At 53.1% G+C, this 15,317-nt stretch carries 16 protein-coding genes and 2 riboswitches; of the genes, 6 read left to right on the top strand and 10 right to left on the bottom strand.

The window, feature by feature from the left end:
- Positions 1-309: 309 nt before the first annotated feature.
- A complete protein-coding gene (locus tag BLP63_RS03775; protein ID WP_092589535.1) occupies positions 310-654 on the bottom strand; it encodes a hypothetical protein in 345 nt (114 codons plus the stop codon).
- A 240-nt stretch (positions 655-894) separates the two neighbouring features.
- Complete coding sequence (locus BLP63_RS03770; protein WP_092589534.1) at positions 895-1,092, bottom strand: 4Fe-4S binding protein; 198 nt, start codon at positions 1,090-1,092, stop codon at positions 895-897.
- Between the two features lie 271 nt (positions 1,093-1,363).
- Here BLP63_RS03770 and BLP63_RS03765 point away from each other — a divergent pair, with 271 nt between their 5' ends.
- Both BLP63_RS03765 and BLP63_RS03760 read left to right on the top strand, forming a co-directional pair.
- Positions 1,364-1,702, top strand: coding sequence for an arsenate reductase family protein (locus BLP63_RS03765; RefSeq protein ID WP_092589533.1), 339 nt, complete (start codon positions 1,364-1,366; stop codon positions 1,700-1,702).
- A 398-nt stretch (positions 1,703-2,100) separates the two neighbouring features.
- A riboswitch (cyclic di-GMP riboswitch) is annotated at positions 2,101-2,192 on the top strand.
- Positions 2,193-2,266: 74 nt separating this feature from the next.
- Positions 2,267-3,139, top strand: coding sequence for a copper amine oxidase N-terminal domain-containing protein (locus BLP63_RS03760; protein WP_170829272.1), 873 nt, complete (start codon positions 2,267-2,269; stop codon positions 3,137-3,139).
- 130 nt (positions 3,140-3,269) lie between these two features.
- Here BLP63_RS03760 and aroD read toward each other — a convergent pair whose 3' ends face one another.
- The 6 genes from aroD to aroF all read right to left on the bottom strand — a co-directional run bounded on the left by aroD (position 3,270) and on the right by aroF (position 9,856).
- Positions 3,270-4,040 (bottom strand): type I 3-dehydroquinate dehydratase, encoded by a 771-nt coding sequence (gene aroD, locus BLP63_RS03755; protein WP_092589532.1) that lies wholly within the window; start codon positions 4,038-4,040, stop codon positions 3,270-3,272.
- Positions 4,041-4,070: 30 nt separating this feature from the next.
- Positions 4,071-4,892: a shikimate kinase gene (locus BLP63_RS03750; RefSeq protein WP_092589531.1), complete on the bottom strand. Its 822-nt coding sequence runs from the start codon at positions 4,890-4,892 to the stop codon at positions 4,071-4,073.
- A gap of 91 nt (positions 4,893-4,983) precedes the next feature.
- Positions 4,984-6,102, bottom strand: a complete 1,119-nt coding sequence (locus BLP63_RS03745) for a bifunctional chorismate mutase/prephenate dehydratase (RefSeq protein ID WP_170829271.1) — start codon at positions 6,100-6,102, stop codon at positions 4,984-4,986.
- Between the two features lie 75 nt (positions 6,103-6,177).
- On the bottom strand, positions 6,178-7,440 hold the full coding sequence (gene aroA, locus BLP63_RS03740) for a 3-phosphoshikimate 1-carboxyvinyltransferase (protein ID WP_170829270.1): 1,263 nt from the start codon (positions 7,438-7,440) through the stop codon (positions 6,178-6,180).
- A 156-nt stretch (positions 7,441-7,596) separates the two neighbouring features.
- Positions 7,597-8,778: a prephenate dehydrogenase/arogenate dehydrogenase family protein gene (locus BLP63_RS03735; protein WP_092589529.1), complete on the bottom strand. Its 1,182-nt coding sequence runs from the start codon at positions 8,776-8,778 to the stop codon at positions 7,597-7,599.
- Positions 8,762-9,856, bottom strand: coding sequence for a 3-deoxy-7-phosphoheptulonate synthase (gene aroF, locus BLP63_RS03730; protein WP_092589528.1), 1,095 nt, complete (start codon positions 9,854-9,856; stop codon positions 8,762-8,764). Before aroF ends, BLP63_RS03735 begins: the two co-directional genes overlap by 17 nt.
- 639 nt (positions 9,857-10,495) lie before the next feature.
- Positions 10,496-10,615: riboswitch (FMN riboswitch) on the top strand.
- 193 nt (positions 10,616-10,808) lie between these two features.
- On the opposite strand from aroF, the gene ribD reads away from it, so the two are divergent.
- The 4 genes from ribD (at position 10,809) to ribH (ending at position 14,351) form a co-directional block, all read left to right on the top strand.
- A complete protein-coding gene (gene ribD, locus BLP63_RS03720) occupies positions 10,809-11,924 on the top strand; it encodes a bifunctional diaminohydroxyphosphoribosylaminopyrimidine deaminase/5-amino-6-(5-phosphoribosylamino)uracil reductase RibD (RefSeq protein ID WP_092589526.1) in 1,116 nt (371 codons plus the stop codon).
- Positions 11,925-11,929: 5 nt separating this feature from the next.
- Positions 11,930-12,598 carry a riboflavin synthase gene (locus BLP63_RS03715; RefSeq protein WP_092589525.1) on the top strand — a complete coding sequence of 223 codons (669 nt, stop codon included), beginning with the start codon at positions 11,930-11,932 and terminating at the stop codon, positions 12,596-12,598.
- Between the two features lie 77 nt (positions 12,599-12,675).
- Positions 12,676-13,887, top strand: coding sequence for a bifunctional 3,4-dihydroxy-2-butanone-4-phosphate synthase/GTP cyclohydrolase II (locus BLP63_RS03710; protein ID WP_092589524.1), 1,212 nt, complete (start codon positions 12,676-12,678; stop codon positions 13,885-13,887).
- Complete coding sequence (ribH, locus tag BLP63_RS03705) at positions 13,887-14,351, top strand: 6,7-dimethyl-8-ribityllumazine synthase (protein ID WP_092589523.1); 465 nt, start codon at positions 13,887-13,889, stop codon at positions 14,349-14,351. The genes BLP63_RS03710 and ribH overlap by 1 nt, the downstream gene beginning before the upstream one ends.
- A gap of 227 nt (positions 14,352-14,578) precedes the next feature.
- Here ribH and BLP63_RS03700 read toward each other — a convergent pair whose 3' ends face one another.
- Both BLP63_RS03700 and BLP63_RS03695 read right to left on the bottom strand, forming a co-directional pair.
- Positions 14,579-14,908 carry a HepT-like ribonuclease domain-containing protein gene (locus BLP63_RS03700; RefSeq protein ID WP_170829269.1) on the bottom strand — a complete coding sequence of 110 codons (330 nt, stop codon included), beginning with the start codon at positions 14,906-14,908 and terminating at the stop codon, positions 14,579-14,581.
- 13 nt (positions 14,909-14,921) lie between these two features.
- Entirely contained in the window at positions 14,922-15,230 is a 309-nt protein-coding gene (locus BLP63_RS03695) for a nucleotidyltransferase family protein (protein WP_092589521.1), read from the bottom strand.
- Positions 15,231-15,317: the final 87 nt, after the last annotated feature.

Here is a 15,317-nt window from a genome sequence, read left to right as displayed (position 1 = left end):
TATTGTGCTTAAATCCATCCTTTCGATAATTTTGCACGCCAGTCTGACCTTGCTATCTTCTGGTATTAATGTGCCCACACTAAAATTCATAGGCAGTTGCCAAAAGTGGACTTTCGGGGTATTATGATTTAGGGTTATTTGGTTCTGCATAAATCAATTATACCCTATCGGGACTGGCTCTTGGAGCCGGTCCTGATTAATTTTTTTGAACTAAAAAAGACAGATGGTCATCAAAAATTGATTTCCATCTGTCCCTTCTATTGGGGACTATTATGCAACAGCCCCTTTGTCATTTTGGGTTGGATTTGTTTATGACGCAATCAGCTGGCTCTCCACCAGGAAGGTTTTAACGTCGTAAAGGTGATAGTCAAGGGGAAGGTCATCAATGACCAGCTTGGCAAGCTTTGCCTGGCCGCTATTGACTTTGGAGGCCAGGAGATCGAAGGACTCTGTGAAGAAATCACCATTGCTTGATGCTGAGGCTTCTGAAGGGCTGGAGGCTTTGTGAACCGTGACGCAGCTGCCATTGGAATCGCAGTGGATGGAAATGCTGCCATCATTGGCAAAGGAGAGGCTGCCCAGGACGTTGGCGGTTTTGCCTTCAAAAGTACCGTTCACGACCATGCCGTTGTTTAAGACGATATAACCCTTCATAATTATCCCTCCGTGAATATATATACAATCAATATGATAAATATTATTTTCTCTGTTGTTAATAATAGCACATCCCCATAAATAGTCAACCCTTTTTGCGAAACCTTTTGTGATTTGTTGATATGGTCTTGCCAAGGATTCGATTTTAGCGCGGCTTTAGTGCATAGAGAAATAGGCATAAAAATACCGCTGTTTCACTGTAGTGAAGCAGGCGGCATTCAGGTTAAGTAAATGGGGAGATTATTTCATTGCCACGGCGCCATGAGGGCAAACGGCGACACATTTTTTGCAGCCTATGCAGAGGGCGGCGTCTATAACGGGATAATCTGCTTTAAGAAATTTGCGCTTTTGTGTGACGGCACCAGTAGGGCAAACGCGCTTAACAGGACAAAAAGGTGACTGGTCACATTTCTTTTGAACAATGAAGGCTTTTTTCAAGGTGTGCGGGCTCCTTTCACTACCCCCTACCGAGGGGGTTCTTATGACTACTATACCTGATGGGGATTCAGGTGTCAATGGTCTGGGAAGGGCTTTCGGTTGGGGACAGGGACATATTAGAAAGCTGGTTGGGGACAGGGCCGGACCAAAAATCTGCTTGTGAACCAAGGTGTATGCCACAACCACAAACTCTCCATTGAATCCTGGATGCTGCCGTGAGACAATGGAGTCAGATGAGTTGGCACATAAAGTATAAGTGGAGGCAGTGATCATGAACATTCAAATATTTGGCAAGTCAAAATGCTTTGATACGAAAAAGGCAGAGCGGTATTTCAAGGAACGCGGGATCAAATTTCAGCGGATCGATATCTTGGACAAAAGCCTGAGCAAAGGTGAGCTGAACAGCGTCGCTGCGGCGCTCGGGTTAAACAGCTTGTTTGACATGGCGTCCCCCCTGTATAAGGACCTCAATTTGGACCGCATAGGCGGTCACGAGCTGAGAGCCGAGATTCTTCTTGACCACCCCAAGCTGTTCAAGACCCCAATTGTCAGAAATGGCAAACAAGCCACAATAGGCTATTGCCCAGAGGTTTGGAAGACCTGGGTGTAATTGTTCCCGAAAGTGAGGTCATTGGAATGAACGCAACTTGCCAGTCTGCTTGGCTCAATGCTTATCTTGAAACGCATGGCAGTCTGATGACCATCTCAATGCGGCTGACCACCCATGGCTGATGAGCGGCCTTTGTTTGCCCCGCAGGTCTTGCGGGCCGTCCGGATTCAGACGAAGGCTATGCTGCCATAACGCTGAACAACAGCTATACACTCTTTATTGAAGAAAAGATCCTCCTCGAAAAAGTAAAGGAGAATAGACTTGGGTTTTACATTGAAGGCTATGGGCGGTTTGAGCTGAAATTTGACACATGATTTTATTACTGCAGCCCTCTTCAACCTGTTGACATAACCTGTGTTTGGCGTATAATGAGACTATACAATTCCATAAGCAGATCATCTCCGAAATGGCAAACCGGCTGAAAGACCGGGACGCAAAGTGACGGACCTAAAGCATCTGAAAAAGATGCCAAGGTGGCCGCACCGCCGAAGGATGACTTCACAGGCACAAGACACGTTCCTGGAGCATGATTCTGCATTTCCAAACCAAAAGGAGGAAAAACAGATGAAACGCAACAGGAGTAAGGGGTTAGTGCTTTTTTTGATGCTCGTTTTAATTATGTCCGCAAGCATTCTGCCATCCGCGGCGGCAAAGCCAGAAAAACTACCAAAGATTAAGCCGATGGTCACCGAACAACCAAAACCGCAAAAGGTCATACGTGACACCGACTGGGAAATCAGGAAGGATGCCGCAGAAACCTTAAAAAATCAGCTGGAATTAGAAAAAGAGACACTCGAGGCTGAGTATGAAGCGCTGCTCGAAGCCGGAGATACTGACAACGCCCTGATCAAAGCGGAGGCCCTTGCCGCTGCTAAAGCGCGCTTTGTCCAGGCCAAGGCAGAGCTCAAAAGTGTCATTCGAAACGGCTATACAACGGAAGAGCTCAGTGCCTTAGAGGCCGCAGGTGAGGCGCTGGAAGCAGCAGATGCTTCAATAGAAGTTCTGCCGGTGGAAAACATTATGGTCAAAGGAAAACATCTGGGTTTCGATACACCACCAGTAATCAAAACCGGGCGGACCTTGGTCCCGGTAAAAGCACTGGTCCAGGCGTTCGGGGCGCAGGTCGCATGGGATCCCGCGCTTCAAAAGGTCACGATTACCAAAGATGATCTGACTATGGTCTTGACTCTTGGGGATACCGAGGTCTTCGTCAATGGTGATTCAGTGCAACTGGATGTCCCTGCGCAGGCTATGAATGGCAGAACCGTAGTGCCCCTCAGGTTCATTGCCGAGAAGATGAATTTTGTCGTTACTTATGAGGATGGCGATATTACGGTGGAAGATGCTGAAGAAGCCGAAGAAGCGGATGCGGAAGACGTGGAAGAGCAAGAAGAAGCCGAAGCCAATGACGAAGCTTCTGTGAATGAAGAAGCATAATAAAAGTCAAAAAACTAAGTGAAATAAACAAGGCGCTTGGCTGGGGACTGTCCCCAACCAAGCGCCTTTTCTGATGAACGACAGCTCTGCTTTCAAGGGAAAAATTACCTTGGAGACAGAGCTTTTATTTTCACTTCAAATGCCGCGCCAGCAGCCCCATTGGCCCCCGCATCTCATCCGCCGGTACCTGACCCGGGGCTGAGACCCCCTTACCGGCACAGAAGGTAATGACGGAGTGGCTGAACGCCGCGGCCAGCCGGGTGATGAGGCCGTCGCCACTCATGGAGATGGTCACAGCATGGGTGGCATCCGGCAGATCATTGTAGCGAACAGACGCCAGCATGAGATTCAGGACATCTTCCCGGGACTGAGGCATGACCGCCAGCTTGACAATGTCAGCCCCCAGCGCCTGAGCTTTGAGTAGACGGTTAAGCATGTCCTCCGGCTCCGGTGTGGCCTTGAAATCGTGGTTAGACAGAATCAGCGCGACACCATGGTTCCGGGTAAGGTCACGGATGGGCTCAATCAGGGACTGAGGGCTGGCGGCCTCAATGTCCACCAGGGAGACCAGGCCGGTCTGCACAACGGCTTCAATGACCGCTTGACGGGTCGTCTCTTCAAGGGCCTGCGCGCCGCCTTCTGACGCGCTGCGCAAGGTAAAGAGGATGGGGATGCCGCCCAGGCTGTCATTTAAAGTATTGAGCCCCTCCAGGGCCTTGGCAGGCTCGCCAATCCCTTCAAAATAATCCGCCCGCCATTCCACCAGGTCCGGCTGGTGCTCCAGAGCGGTCTGGCACTCTTCCTTCAGGGCCTCGAGGGTTTTCCCCACAAAGGGCATGGTGATCAGCGGGGTGCCGCCGCCCAGGACTTTGTCCTTGATCTGGATGGGTGCTTTAGTCATATCTTTTCCCTCCTAAGTGCAATAAGAACGTTATAAGCTGCTGACGTCGCGAAGAGGCAGCGGCCGGTCGATCTCCAGCTGCATGAGTTGGTCGACGATCTCCAGGCAAATTTCCTCTTCCGTCTTGTTATCTGTAATAATAGCAATATCCGCCGCAGATTCATAGAGGGAAACTCTTGGATCCAGCATAGTTCCAATTTTGTCCACGGACATGTTGTCTTTGAGGAGCGGCCGCGTGTCATCGGTGGCAATGCGGCTGTAAATTTGTTCAGGGCTGGCCTTCAGCCAGATGACAATGCCGTTGTTTCGGAGGTTGTTTACGTTGGTCTTGTTCAGGACCACGCCACCGCCGCCGCACAGGATGATGACGTTCTGGTGCTGGCTGAGCTCCTCCACCGTCTTTGACTCCAGCTCCCGGAAGTAAGGCTCGCCGTACTGAGCGAAGATGTCGCTGATTTTCATCCGGGCCCGGGTCTCAATGACCTGGTCCACGTCGATCTGGTCCATGGCCAGCATTTTAGAAAGCGCTTTGCCGATGGTCGTCTTCCCACTCCCCATAAACCCAACCAGCGAAATATGATATGGAAAGAGTAAGCGGGACTGGATCCGCCTGCAGCTTCTAAGCACGTGGGTCTGAATGGTTTTGATCTCTTCCCGGAACGTTGGGTTATTGACGTAGCTTCCCATATTTTGAACGACGGCGCGCTCGCGCTCCTGGCTAAAGATGGGCATGCCCAGGGATTTCTTTTCTTCCATGATTTCGAGGATAATGCTGAGTCGCTCTTCGAGGAGGGCGGCGAGTGCCCGGTCGCAGTGGTCGACTTGGCTTCTGAGCTCCTTGAGACGGTCCATAATGACAGCTCCTTTCAGTAAATAAAATGATCTATGTGATCTTGAAGGAATTTTATAATCGTACAGGCAAGGAAAATGCGAAGTGTTTTTGTCAGATGACGCCGCGTTTATAAGTACCTAAGAATCTAAAATAAGGACAGTGTTTTCTGGCGGAGTCAATGGCGTTTAAGAAGGCGTCGGTGTCTGCGCGGCCCTCGGCGTCGAGGTAAATGAAGTATTCCCATGGACGGTCCGGGACGGGACGGGATTCAATGCGGAAGAGGTTGATTTTCTCCTGGGCGAAGTAGCCAAGGATTTCGTAGAGCGAGCCAGCCTCGTGGCGGGTGGTGAGGACCATGGAGGTACTATCGGCCTCAGGACTGGTTTCTGGGGTCTTGGTGAGAATGACGAAGCGGGTGGTGTTGACCGCGCTGTTCTGGATGGCCTTGCCTATGATTTCGAGGTCATAGAGCTGGGCGGCGCGTTCGCTGCCTATGGCGGCCACGGTGCGGTCGTCCTGCTGGGCCACGTACTGGACGCTGACCGCCGTGTTTTTCATAGGCACCTGCCGGATGTTGAGGGTGTTGAGGAACAGGGTACACTGCTCCAGGCCCTGGGCATGGGAGCGGACCTCCCGGATGTCCTCGAGCTTCGCGCCTTTGTGGCCTATGAGGTGGTGGACTATGGGGATGAGGACTTCTCCAGTGATGAAGAGGTCCTTTTCCCGGATGAGGTCGTAGACCTCGTTGATGGCCCCGGTGGTGGAGTTTTCCGCCGGGAGGACGCCGTAGTCAATCTCCCCGGCCAGGATGGCATCCGCGACCTCGTGGAAGGTGGCGTAGGCCCGGTAGTCCTTGTTGTGACCAAAATATTTGAGGATGGCCGTCTCGCCGTAGGAGCCCGGGATGCCGGCGTAGCCCGCGGTGCGGTGCTCCCCGTGAGGGAAGTGCTGCGGCAGCACGTCTTCCAGGTGGCTGTCCTGCAGAGCCCGGCTGGAAGCCAGGATGGTTTTCATGATGCTGAGGATGCGGGTCTGGTGATCCGGATGCTTGACCTGGGAGGCGAGGCGGGCAAGGAGCTTCTTCTCGCGCTCGGGGTCGTAGACGCGCATGCCTATATCTTTTTTGATGTTGCCAATTTCTTCGACAATGGCCATACGGCGCTCCAGGAGCTCGACCAGTTTGTCGTCGAGCTGATCGATTTCATTTCTGTAGTTGTCTAATAAGTGCATGGAAATGGCTCCCTTCGTTTTGTGGTGATGGGGTGGTGGCGGTGTGACCATCGGCAGAAATTTTTGGCTTTGGTTTTAGGCGTTAGTGACTTTGCCGCCGGTTTTGGTGAGGTCTTCGAAGAAGTGCGGGTAGGATTTTTTGATGGCGCCGCTGCCTTCAATTTCGATGGTGCCGGAGGCTTTCGCGGCGGCTATGGCGAGGCTCATGACGATGCGGTGGTCGTTCCAGCCCTCAACCTTCCCACCGGTGAAGCCCTGGACGCCTTCAATGATGAGGCCTTCCGGTTCTTCGGTGATGTTGGCGCCCAGCTTGTTGAGCTCGGTGCGGATGGCCTCGAGGCGGTCGGATTCTTTGAGGCGGACTCTGGCGGCGTTGATGACGTGGGTCTGACCCTCGCTGACCGCGGCCAGGGTGGCGCAGATTGGAACCAGGTCCGGGCACTGGGAGGCGTCAATGACGGCGCCGTGGGTTTTCGATGGGTGGACGATCAGGTCGCCGTCTTTCCACTCGAGGTTGCCGCCCATGTCCTTGACGATCTGGAGGATGCGCTGGTCGCCCTGCTCGGAGACTTCGGAGAGGTCCTTCAGGACGAGGCCGTCGCCCATGAGGCCGCCGGCGATCCAGAAGGCCGCCTGGGAGTAGTCGCCTTCCACGCGGTAGTTGGCGGGTTTGAAGGCTTGGTTGCCTTTGATTTTGTAGTGCTCCGGAGTGACGGTCTCGACGTCGATGCCAAAGATCTTGAGGATCTGGAGGGTTAACGTGACGTAGTCCCGGGATTCCAGCGGCGAGGTCAGGATGATTTCGGAGTCGCCGTCCAGGAGCGGGAGGACATAGAGTAGACCGGTGACGAACTGGGAGCTGATGTGGCCCGGCATTTCAAAGGTGCCTGGGGTCAGCTTGCCTTTAACGGTCAGCGGCAGCTGGCCGGGATAGTCGTAGTGGATGCCCTGGCGGTCGAAGAGGTCGAAGTATGGGTCCAGGGGGCGGGTGGTCAGCTTGCCTGCGCCGGTGAAGACCACGGGGGCGTCGAAGAGGCCCGCGAAGGGGATCAGGAAGCGCAGGGTGGAGCCGGACTCGTTGCAGTGGAGGGGCTCTGTGGGTGCTTTCAGGGTGCCGCTGCGGCGGATGATGAGCTTGTCGCCCTCCTGAACGGCTTCAACGCCAAGGGCTCTGACGGCTTCTGTAGTAGCGATGATATCTTCAGAGAAGATCAGGTTTTCTATGACGCTTTCGCCCTCGGCAAGGGCGGCGGCGAGGACAGCTCTGTGGCTGAGGCTTTTCGATGGCGGGATCCGTAATGTACCGCTGAGTTTAGAGGGTTCTATATGTCTGATCATGGGTTAAGCTCCTTTGGGTTTTTTGGTGGGGGACAGGGACATGTGGTGCGGGACAGGGACGCGTGGTGCGGGACAGGGACAGACCAGATCCGTGTTTCAGAGAGCGAGCTCTCTGATAGCGTAATGTACAACTCACGCTATCAGACGTGCACCTCGCTAGTCCGAATCTATCACTCCAATCCCTATCCCTGAGGCCTTCAGCAGCGAGGCTGCAATCAGGCGGTCGGCGTTTGAAGCGAAGCTGAGGGTGAAGGCCCCCCGCTGATTTTCTCTGGAGTGGTCGAGGGCGAGATCCTTGATGTCCAGCTGGTGCTCGGCCAGAAGGGTCGTGACCTCTGCCAGGATCCCCGGTCGGTCTTCGAGCTCGAGTCGGAGTGGATAAAGCGACACCTCTTCGCTCGGACGTATGGTGATCAGCCCTGACCTGAGCCGCTGGGCTTCGCCCAGTGTCTCGACTATGGCTTCATCTTCGACATCCTGCAGATTCTTTCTGAACCGCATTAAACCCTCTACCAAGGTGTCGATACTCGAAATGACCTCAGACCGGTTATGAACGAAGATGTCCCGCCAGAGGGCCGGGTCGCCCATGGCAATCCGGGTCGAATCCCTGAAGCCGCCCCCCGCGAACTTCAGCTGATCTGTTGGCAGCGAAGCCGCGAAGACTTCAACCAGAATGGAGGCCGTCAGGTGGGGCAGGTGGCTGAGCCGGGCCGTTAAAGCGTCATGGGCTTTCGGGTCCGTTATGACAGGAAGTCCGCCGATTGTCAGCACCATTTGCTTCAGCAGTTCAACCGCGGGGACGCCTTTCACGGCCTCTTCAAAATGAGGATCTGGCGTCAGAAAGAAGTAAGCATTTTCAAACAGAATAGGGGAGCCGGCATTGAAGCCCCCTTTTTCGGAGCCCGCCATGGGGTGCCCGCCTATAAAAATGGCTCCAGTGCCGGTGAGAACGTTCACTGCCGTGTCGTGGACGGTGCCTTTGACACTGCCCACATCCATCACTACGGTTCCTGGTCCTATCAGAGGCAGCGCGCTGACCAAAGCCTCCCGCAGCTTGCCCAGGGGTACCGCTACAATCACCAGCTCAACAGGCTGAGCGACCGGCCCGCCAGCCGCAGACCCATCAGGGTTAAAACCGCCAGGGGACAAAGCCAGCGCCGTAAACAATCCGGACTGTCTGGCCTGCTCCAGGGTCTGAGGGTTTGGATCGTAACCGTCCAGAGCCCCCTGATAGCCCTTGAGCCTCAGGGCTTTCGCCAACGACCCGCCAATCAGGCCCAGTCCCACAATGCTTATGCTCTTAAAAAAGGGAACTTCTTCACTATCCGATCCGTGCATGTCTCAACCCCACCATTTCTTCAGCGTTTTTATCTTCCTTTTCCTCTTCAACCTCATTGTAAATCTGGTTCTGCAGCCTGCAAAGGTTGTGAAGCTGCCCCAGCTGATGCATCAAAATCTCGAACTCCCGAGGCCGGAGAGACTGCGGCCCGTCCGACAATGCTTTTTCCGGCTCGTGGTGGACTTCGATCATGAGACCATCGGCACCCACCGCGACAGCGGCTTTTGACAGAGGCGCCACCATCTCCCGGCGGCCGGTGGCATGGCTTGGATCAATGATGATAGGCAAGTGGCTCAGGCTCTTGACCGCAGCCACCACCGACAAATCCAACGTATTGCGCATATGAGGCTCGAAAGTCCGGATGCCCCGCTCGCAGAGGATGACATTGGGATTGCCGTTCGCCAGTATGTATTCCGCGCTCATGAGGAGGTCTTCAATGGTCGAGGACATGCCCCGCTTCAGCAGCACCGGCTTCTTCGAGCGGCCCGCCCGCTTCAGCAGAGCGAAGTTCTGCATGTTGCGCGCCCCAATCTGAAGGATATCCGTGTAAGCCTCCACCAAGTCGAAGTCTTCGGTGCACATGACCTCGGTGATCACCGGCATCCCATTCGCCGCGCCGGCGTCCTTCAGGAGCTTAAGCCCCAGCTCTCCGAGTCCCTGGAAGCTGTAAGGGGAAGTCCTTGGCTTGAACGCGCCGCCTCTTAAAATGGTCGCGCCAGCCGAACGAACCGCCTTAGCTATGATATCGATCTGCTCCCGGCTCTCTATTGAACAGGGCCCGGCAATCACGGTGAGGTCCCCGCCGCCAATTCTGAGGCCGCCAACTTCGACCACTGTGTCCTCGGGGTGAAATTCCCGGCTCGCCAGCTTGTAAGGGGTCTTGATGCGCTTGATGTCCTCCACGTGCGGGTGAAGGGAGATCACGGAGAAGTCCAGCTTGTTGACGTCGCCTGTGAGTCGCAGAACGCTTTGCTGCCCCCGCTGGGTCAGCTCAACCTCGAGCCCGTGCTGTCGGATAATGTCCATAATGTGTTCGCATTCCTCGTTCGTGGTGGTCGTTCTGAGCGTTATAATCATAATAATTGCCTCCTATGGGTTCATAATTTTGAGTGCTTTTGCCGATGGTCCCCAGATCCAAACAATAACCATAAAAGCCGTCTTCGCTCATGCCACCACCACCTTTCTTGTAATAAAAAAACAGGGCGCCCCTTTACTTAAAGAGACACCCTGCCATAACCAGGTTTTAGTCACTTACCGGCTTATCAGGCCGCAGCCCTCAGTCCGTTCTTTAAGCAATTTGAGGTTCTTTCCAATTTATCGTACGCCAAAAAGCCGAAGCCATAATAATAAAAGCTCCAGCTAAAGTAACCAAAATATTCGGCTGTCATTTTAAGCGTACGTTTGACTGAATTCATCTCAAACCACCCATTCCTTAATTTGACTGTGGCGCCCGTCTGACATAATAATCTGCGGTCACGCCTTTGAAGAATTTTTCTCAGTGTAAACCCATAAGATTCAAATGTCAACCCGAATTCAGAAAATTCCTTTAAAAAAGCCAAACCTTTCACAAATGCGGGCCACAATGTACTACAAAATTTTATAAAGTATTTTATTCAGAACAATCTGTCGCAGTTTCAGGGAAATGTTCGCAAAGGCATTGAAAGAGAGAAACGTTTGACAATCCTTTAGAATCATATTATCATAAGGTTAATTTCATAACATCTTCAGGGCAGGGTGAAATTCCCGACCGGTGGTAAAGTCCACGAGCCGCTTCACAGCGGTTGATCTGGTGCAATTCCAGAACCGACAGTAAAGTCTGGATGGAAGAAGATCAGTTTTTGTTGGTGGTGCTTATTTTCCCGCACCTTCAAGAGAGAACGTATTGTCAAGCCCTGAAGCCATTGCTTCAGGGCTTTTTAAATGGACAGGAATTGGCTGCGGGCAGCCAATTCCCACTGCTGAAAAAGAGGGGGAGGCAGTAGGGTCCGCAGGACCCCGACTGCCTCTTCCATGAAAAGGAGGGCGTCTCATGAACGTACAATATATGAAACGGGCGCTGGCGCTTGCGAGAATCGGCGCGGGACAGACCAGTCCGAATCCCATGGTGGGTGCGGTCATTGTGAAGGATGGAAGGATTATAGGCGAAGGGTATCATGCCTTTTATGGTGGGCCCCACGCCGAGGTAAACGCCATTGAAAATGCTTTGGAGGACGTGGAAGGCGCGGAAATTTACGTTACCCTGGAGCCTTGCTCTCACTACGGGAAGACGCCGCCCTGCGCGCTGAAGCTGATTGAGAAGCGTTTTTCGAAGGTATACGTGGCTATGGAGGATCCTAACCCGCTGGTGGCGGGCAGAGGGATTCAGATGCTCAGGAAGCAGGGCATTGAGGTGGAGGTAGGGCTCCTTGAAGAAGAGGCCCGGGCCCTCAATGAGGTCTTTTTGAAATATATTACTCAGAAAAAGCCGTTTTGTGTCCTGAAGGCGGCTATGACCCTGGACGGCAAGATTGCCACGGTGACGGGGGAATCAAAGTGGATCACATCCGAGGCCTCACGGGCTTATGTGCACCAGCTCAGACATGAGCTCAGGGCTATTATGGTGGGTATAGGCACGGTGCTGGCAGATGATCCTGCGCTGACGACCAGGCTCGAAGACGGTAATGGCAGGGATCCGGTCAGGGTCATTGTGGATTCCAGGCTCAGGATTCCGCTGGAGGCCAGGGTACTGCGCAATAAGTCCCTGTCCCCGACCATAATTGCCACCACGGACAAGGCGGATCCGGACAAGGCTACGGCGCTGCAGGCTATGGAGAACGTGCAGCTGATTATAACCCCTGAGAAGGATGGGAAGGTGGACCTTGACTACCTCATGTTTGTCCTTGGCGAGCAGGGGATTGACAGCTTGCTTCTGGAGGGAGGCGCGACGCTGAACGCCTCGGCGCTGGAATCTGGGATAGTGGATAAGGTGATGATGTTTATAGCGCCCAAGATCCTTGGCGGTCAGAATGCACCGACGCCGGTTGGCGGAAAGGGTATTGAAGTAATTGAGAAGGCTGTTCAGCTGAAGGCCATGAAGGTGGTTCCTGTAGGGGAGGACATTATGGTGGAAGCGGCGGTTGTGGGACGGCTATTGGCAAAGGAGTAGTGGAGATGTTTACAGGGATCATTGAGGAAATTGGAATCGTGGAGCGCATAGAGCACGCGGGGCCGGCGGCGCAGTTGACAGTTCGGGCGGCGCGGGTGCTGGAGGACGTGAAAAACGGGGACAGCATCTGTACGAACGGGGTGTGTCTCACGGTGGTGCGGTTTACGAAGGAGAGTTTTACGGCGGACGTGATGCCGGAGACGCTGCGGTATTCGAACCTGGGGGGCCTGAAGCAGGGTAGCCCGGTGAACCTGGAGCGGGCCATGAGCGCGCAGGGTCGGTTTGGCGGGCACATGGTTTCCGGGCACATTGACGGTGTGGGCGTGATCCGATCACTGAGGCAGGAGGGCAATGCCACATGGATGACGGTGTCACCGCCGGCAGCACTGATGCGGTATGTGATTCAGAAGGGCTCCATTGCCATGGATGGGACAAGCCTGACGGTGGCGCAGCTGGAGGAGAGCGCTTTTAGTGTGTCCATCATTCCCGTGACGAAGGATGAAACCATTCTTCTGAAGAAGCGGGTCGGGGATCAGGTGAACCTGGAGTGCGATCTGGTGGGGAAATACGTGGAGCGGCTGCTGCAGTTTGGACCGGTTGGGGCTGGGGATTCAGCCTCGGAGAAGCACGGAAGTCTCAATATGGATTTTCTGAAGGAGAACGGGTTTGCGTAGGGACTTGCGTTTGATTTACAGTGAGCAAAGTTGCTTAAATAAGCGGTTTATATATGAAAACGGGAGGTGTCCCAGTTATGGGATTTAATACGGTAGAGGAAGCAATAGAGGCCCTGCGGGCCGGAGAAATGATAGTGGTTGTGGATGATGAGGACAGGGAGAATGAAGGGGATCTGCTGATGGCGGCTGAAATGGCGACGCCGGAGGCCATCAACTTCATGGCGCGGCACGGCCGGGGGCTGATCTGCGTGCCTATGCTCAGAGAGCGGCTGAATGCCCTTGGGATCTACGACATGATTGACCGCAACACGGATCCAAAGCAGACGGCGTTCACCGTGTCGGTGGACTCCATGCGCTGCACCACGGGGATTTCCGCGGCAGAGCGGGCTATGACCATCCAGCATCTGCTGGAGGCTGACGCAAAGCCTGAGGATTTCATGCGGCCGGGGCACATCTTTCCGCTGGTGGCCAAGGAAGGTGGCGTACTGCGCCGTGCGGGCCATACGGAGGCGGCGGTGGACCTTGCCAGGCTGGCGGGCCTGCAGCCTGCAGGCGTCATTTGTGAGATCATGAGTGATGACGGCACCATGGCCCGGGTGCCGGAGCTGCTGGAATATTCGAAGATGCATGGGCTTAAGATGATTACCATTGAATCTTTGATTCGGTATAGAACTGGAAGCGAAAGCCTTGTGGAGCGTGTGGCTGAGTCAGAGATGCCTACGAAGTATGGGGAGTTTAAAATGGTGGGTTACATCAACCGCCTGAACGGGGAGCATCACGTGGCTTTGGTCAAAGGGGATGTGGCGACGGAGGAGCCAGTGCTGGTCCGGGTGCATTCCGAGTGCTTGACGGGGGACGCGTTTGGCTCCCTGCGCTGCGACTGCGGCGAGCAGTACGCGGAGGCCATGAAGCGGATTGAGGCTGAGGGCCGGGGGGTGCTGCTGTACATGCGCCAGGAGGGCAGAGGCATTGGTCTGATCAATAAGATCAGGGCTTACGCGCTGCAGGATCAGGGCTATGACACGGTGGAGGCAAACCGGATGCTGGGCTTCGCGGATGACCTCAGGGACTACGGCATTGGGGCACAGATCCTGATGGACCTTGGGCTGCACAAGATCCGGCTGATGACGAACAATCCCCATAAGATTACGGGGCTGTCTGGCTATGGGCTCGAGATTGTTGAAAGGGTGCATATTCAGCTGAACCATAATGAGCGCAATGAGTTTTATATGAAGACGAAAAAGAAAAAGATGGGCCATGAGCTCAAGTTTGAGGAGGAGAAGAAATAATGAAGGTTTATGAGGGCAAACTGGTATCAGACAAACAGAAGTATGGGATTATTGTAGGGCGGTTCAATGAGTTTATTGGCGGGAAGCTGCTTGGGGGCGCGCTGGACGCGCTGAAGCGCCACGGGGCGTCTGAGGATCAGGTGGAAGTAGCCTGGGTACCAGGGGCGTTTGAGATTCCGCTGATCGCGAAGAAAATGGCGTCCAGCGGCCGCTATGATGCCGTAATTTGCCTTGGGGCGGTTATTCGTGGGTCCACACCACACTTTGACTATGTTTCCAGCGAAGTAACCAAGGGTGTGGCGCACGTTTCTCTGGACACGGGGATTCCGGTTATTTTTGGTGTTCTCACCACGGATACTATTGAACAGGCTATTGAAAGAGCTGGGACGAAGGCCGGGAACAAGGGCTTTGACGCGGCGGTGACGGCTATTGAGATGGTCAATTTGATTGAGGAGATTCAGTAGGCTTCTGGGGTGAATGTGGGTTGTTTGGCAGGCGGGGACTGGGCCCGGCCACGCGGCCCAGTCCCCCACCAAAAACAATTCATGCTGTGAATTTTAAAAAACCCAAAACCCCAAAAAACCAAACAGGCTCGCCCTACCTCATGTCTTCTGAGGGAGGGGCGGGCCTGTTTGGTTTTTGGGTTTCTCTTAAAATTTTTATGAGCGTTTTTCATTCTTTACTTCACTTTTCAGTCTTTTGTAAAAGAATGTTTTTCATATTCGATTAACTTAATAGATATAAATTCATCTAATTTTGGAATTTCGATGGTTACGACGGACCAAATAACATCCAAATTAAGGGTGTGATACTTGTGAGCTGTCACATCCCGTAATCCTGCAATAAGTTTCCAAGGAACTTCCTTATACTTTGCTTTGTAGGATGCGGATAATGATTTTGTCAATTCGCCAATGTTGATCAAAGACATACAAATTGCTTTTCTTGATAATGGATCAGTTGTAAAATGTTTAAAATCTAAGCCAACGGAAAAATTCAGGATATCGTCGATATCTTCTTTCATATGTCTAATAATCTCAATGTCTTTCATAAATCACCGTCGATTCTCTCATGATTTTCTCTCCATCTTTAGAAAGCTTGAGAGAATTCAGTGAAATAAGATCGACTTTTCGTTTGAACAGCTTTTCCAGTCGTTGTTGAAGTTCAATGAAAGCGTATGGTTGATCGGCAAAATCAAAATCAATGAGTATGTCTATATCACTATCAATCTTCATTTCATTTCTCGAATAAGAACCAAAGAGCGCAGCTTTGCGTACACCATACTGATTAAAAAGTTGCTCTGCTTTTGCTGCTATTTCGCTTGGAGTCAAAGTTTTCTGTCTCATAAGACCAACACTCCCTTTTTCGAGAAATAGAATTGTACCCTACACAAATTATATGACAACAAAAGGTAAGTGTCAAAGCCACGAACG

The organism is Acidaminobacter hydrogenoformans DSM 2784 (assembly GCF_900103005.1).
Taxonomy (GTDB): domain Bacteria; phylum Bacillota; class Clostridia; order Peptostreptococcales; family Acidaminobacteraceae; genus Acidaminobacter; species Acidaminobacter hydrogenoformans.
The sequence above is the reverse complement of the archived record's forward strand: the minus strand, read 5'-3'. Positions and strand labels throughout refer to the sequence as shown.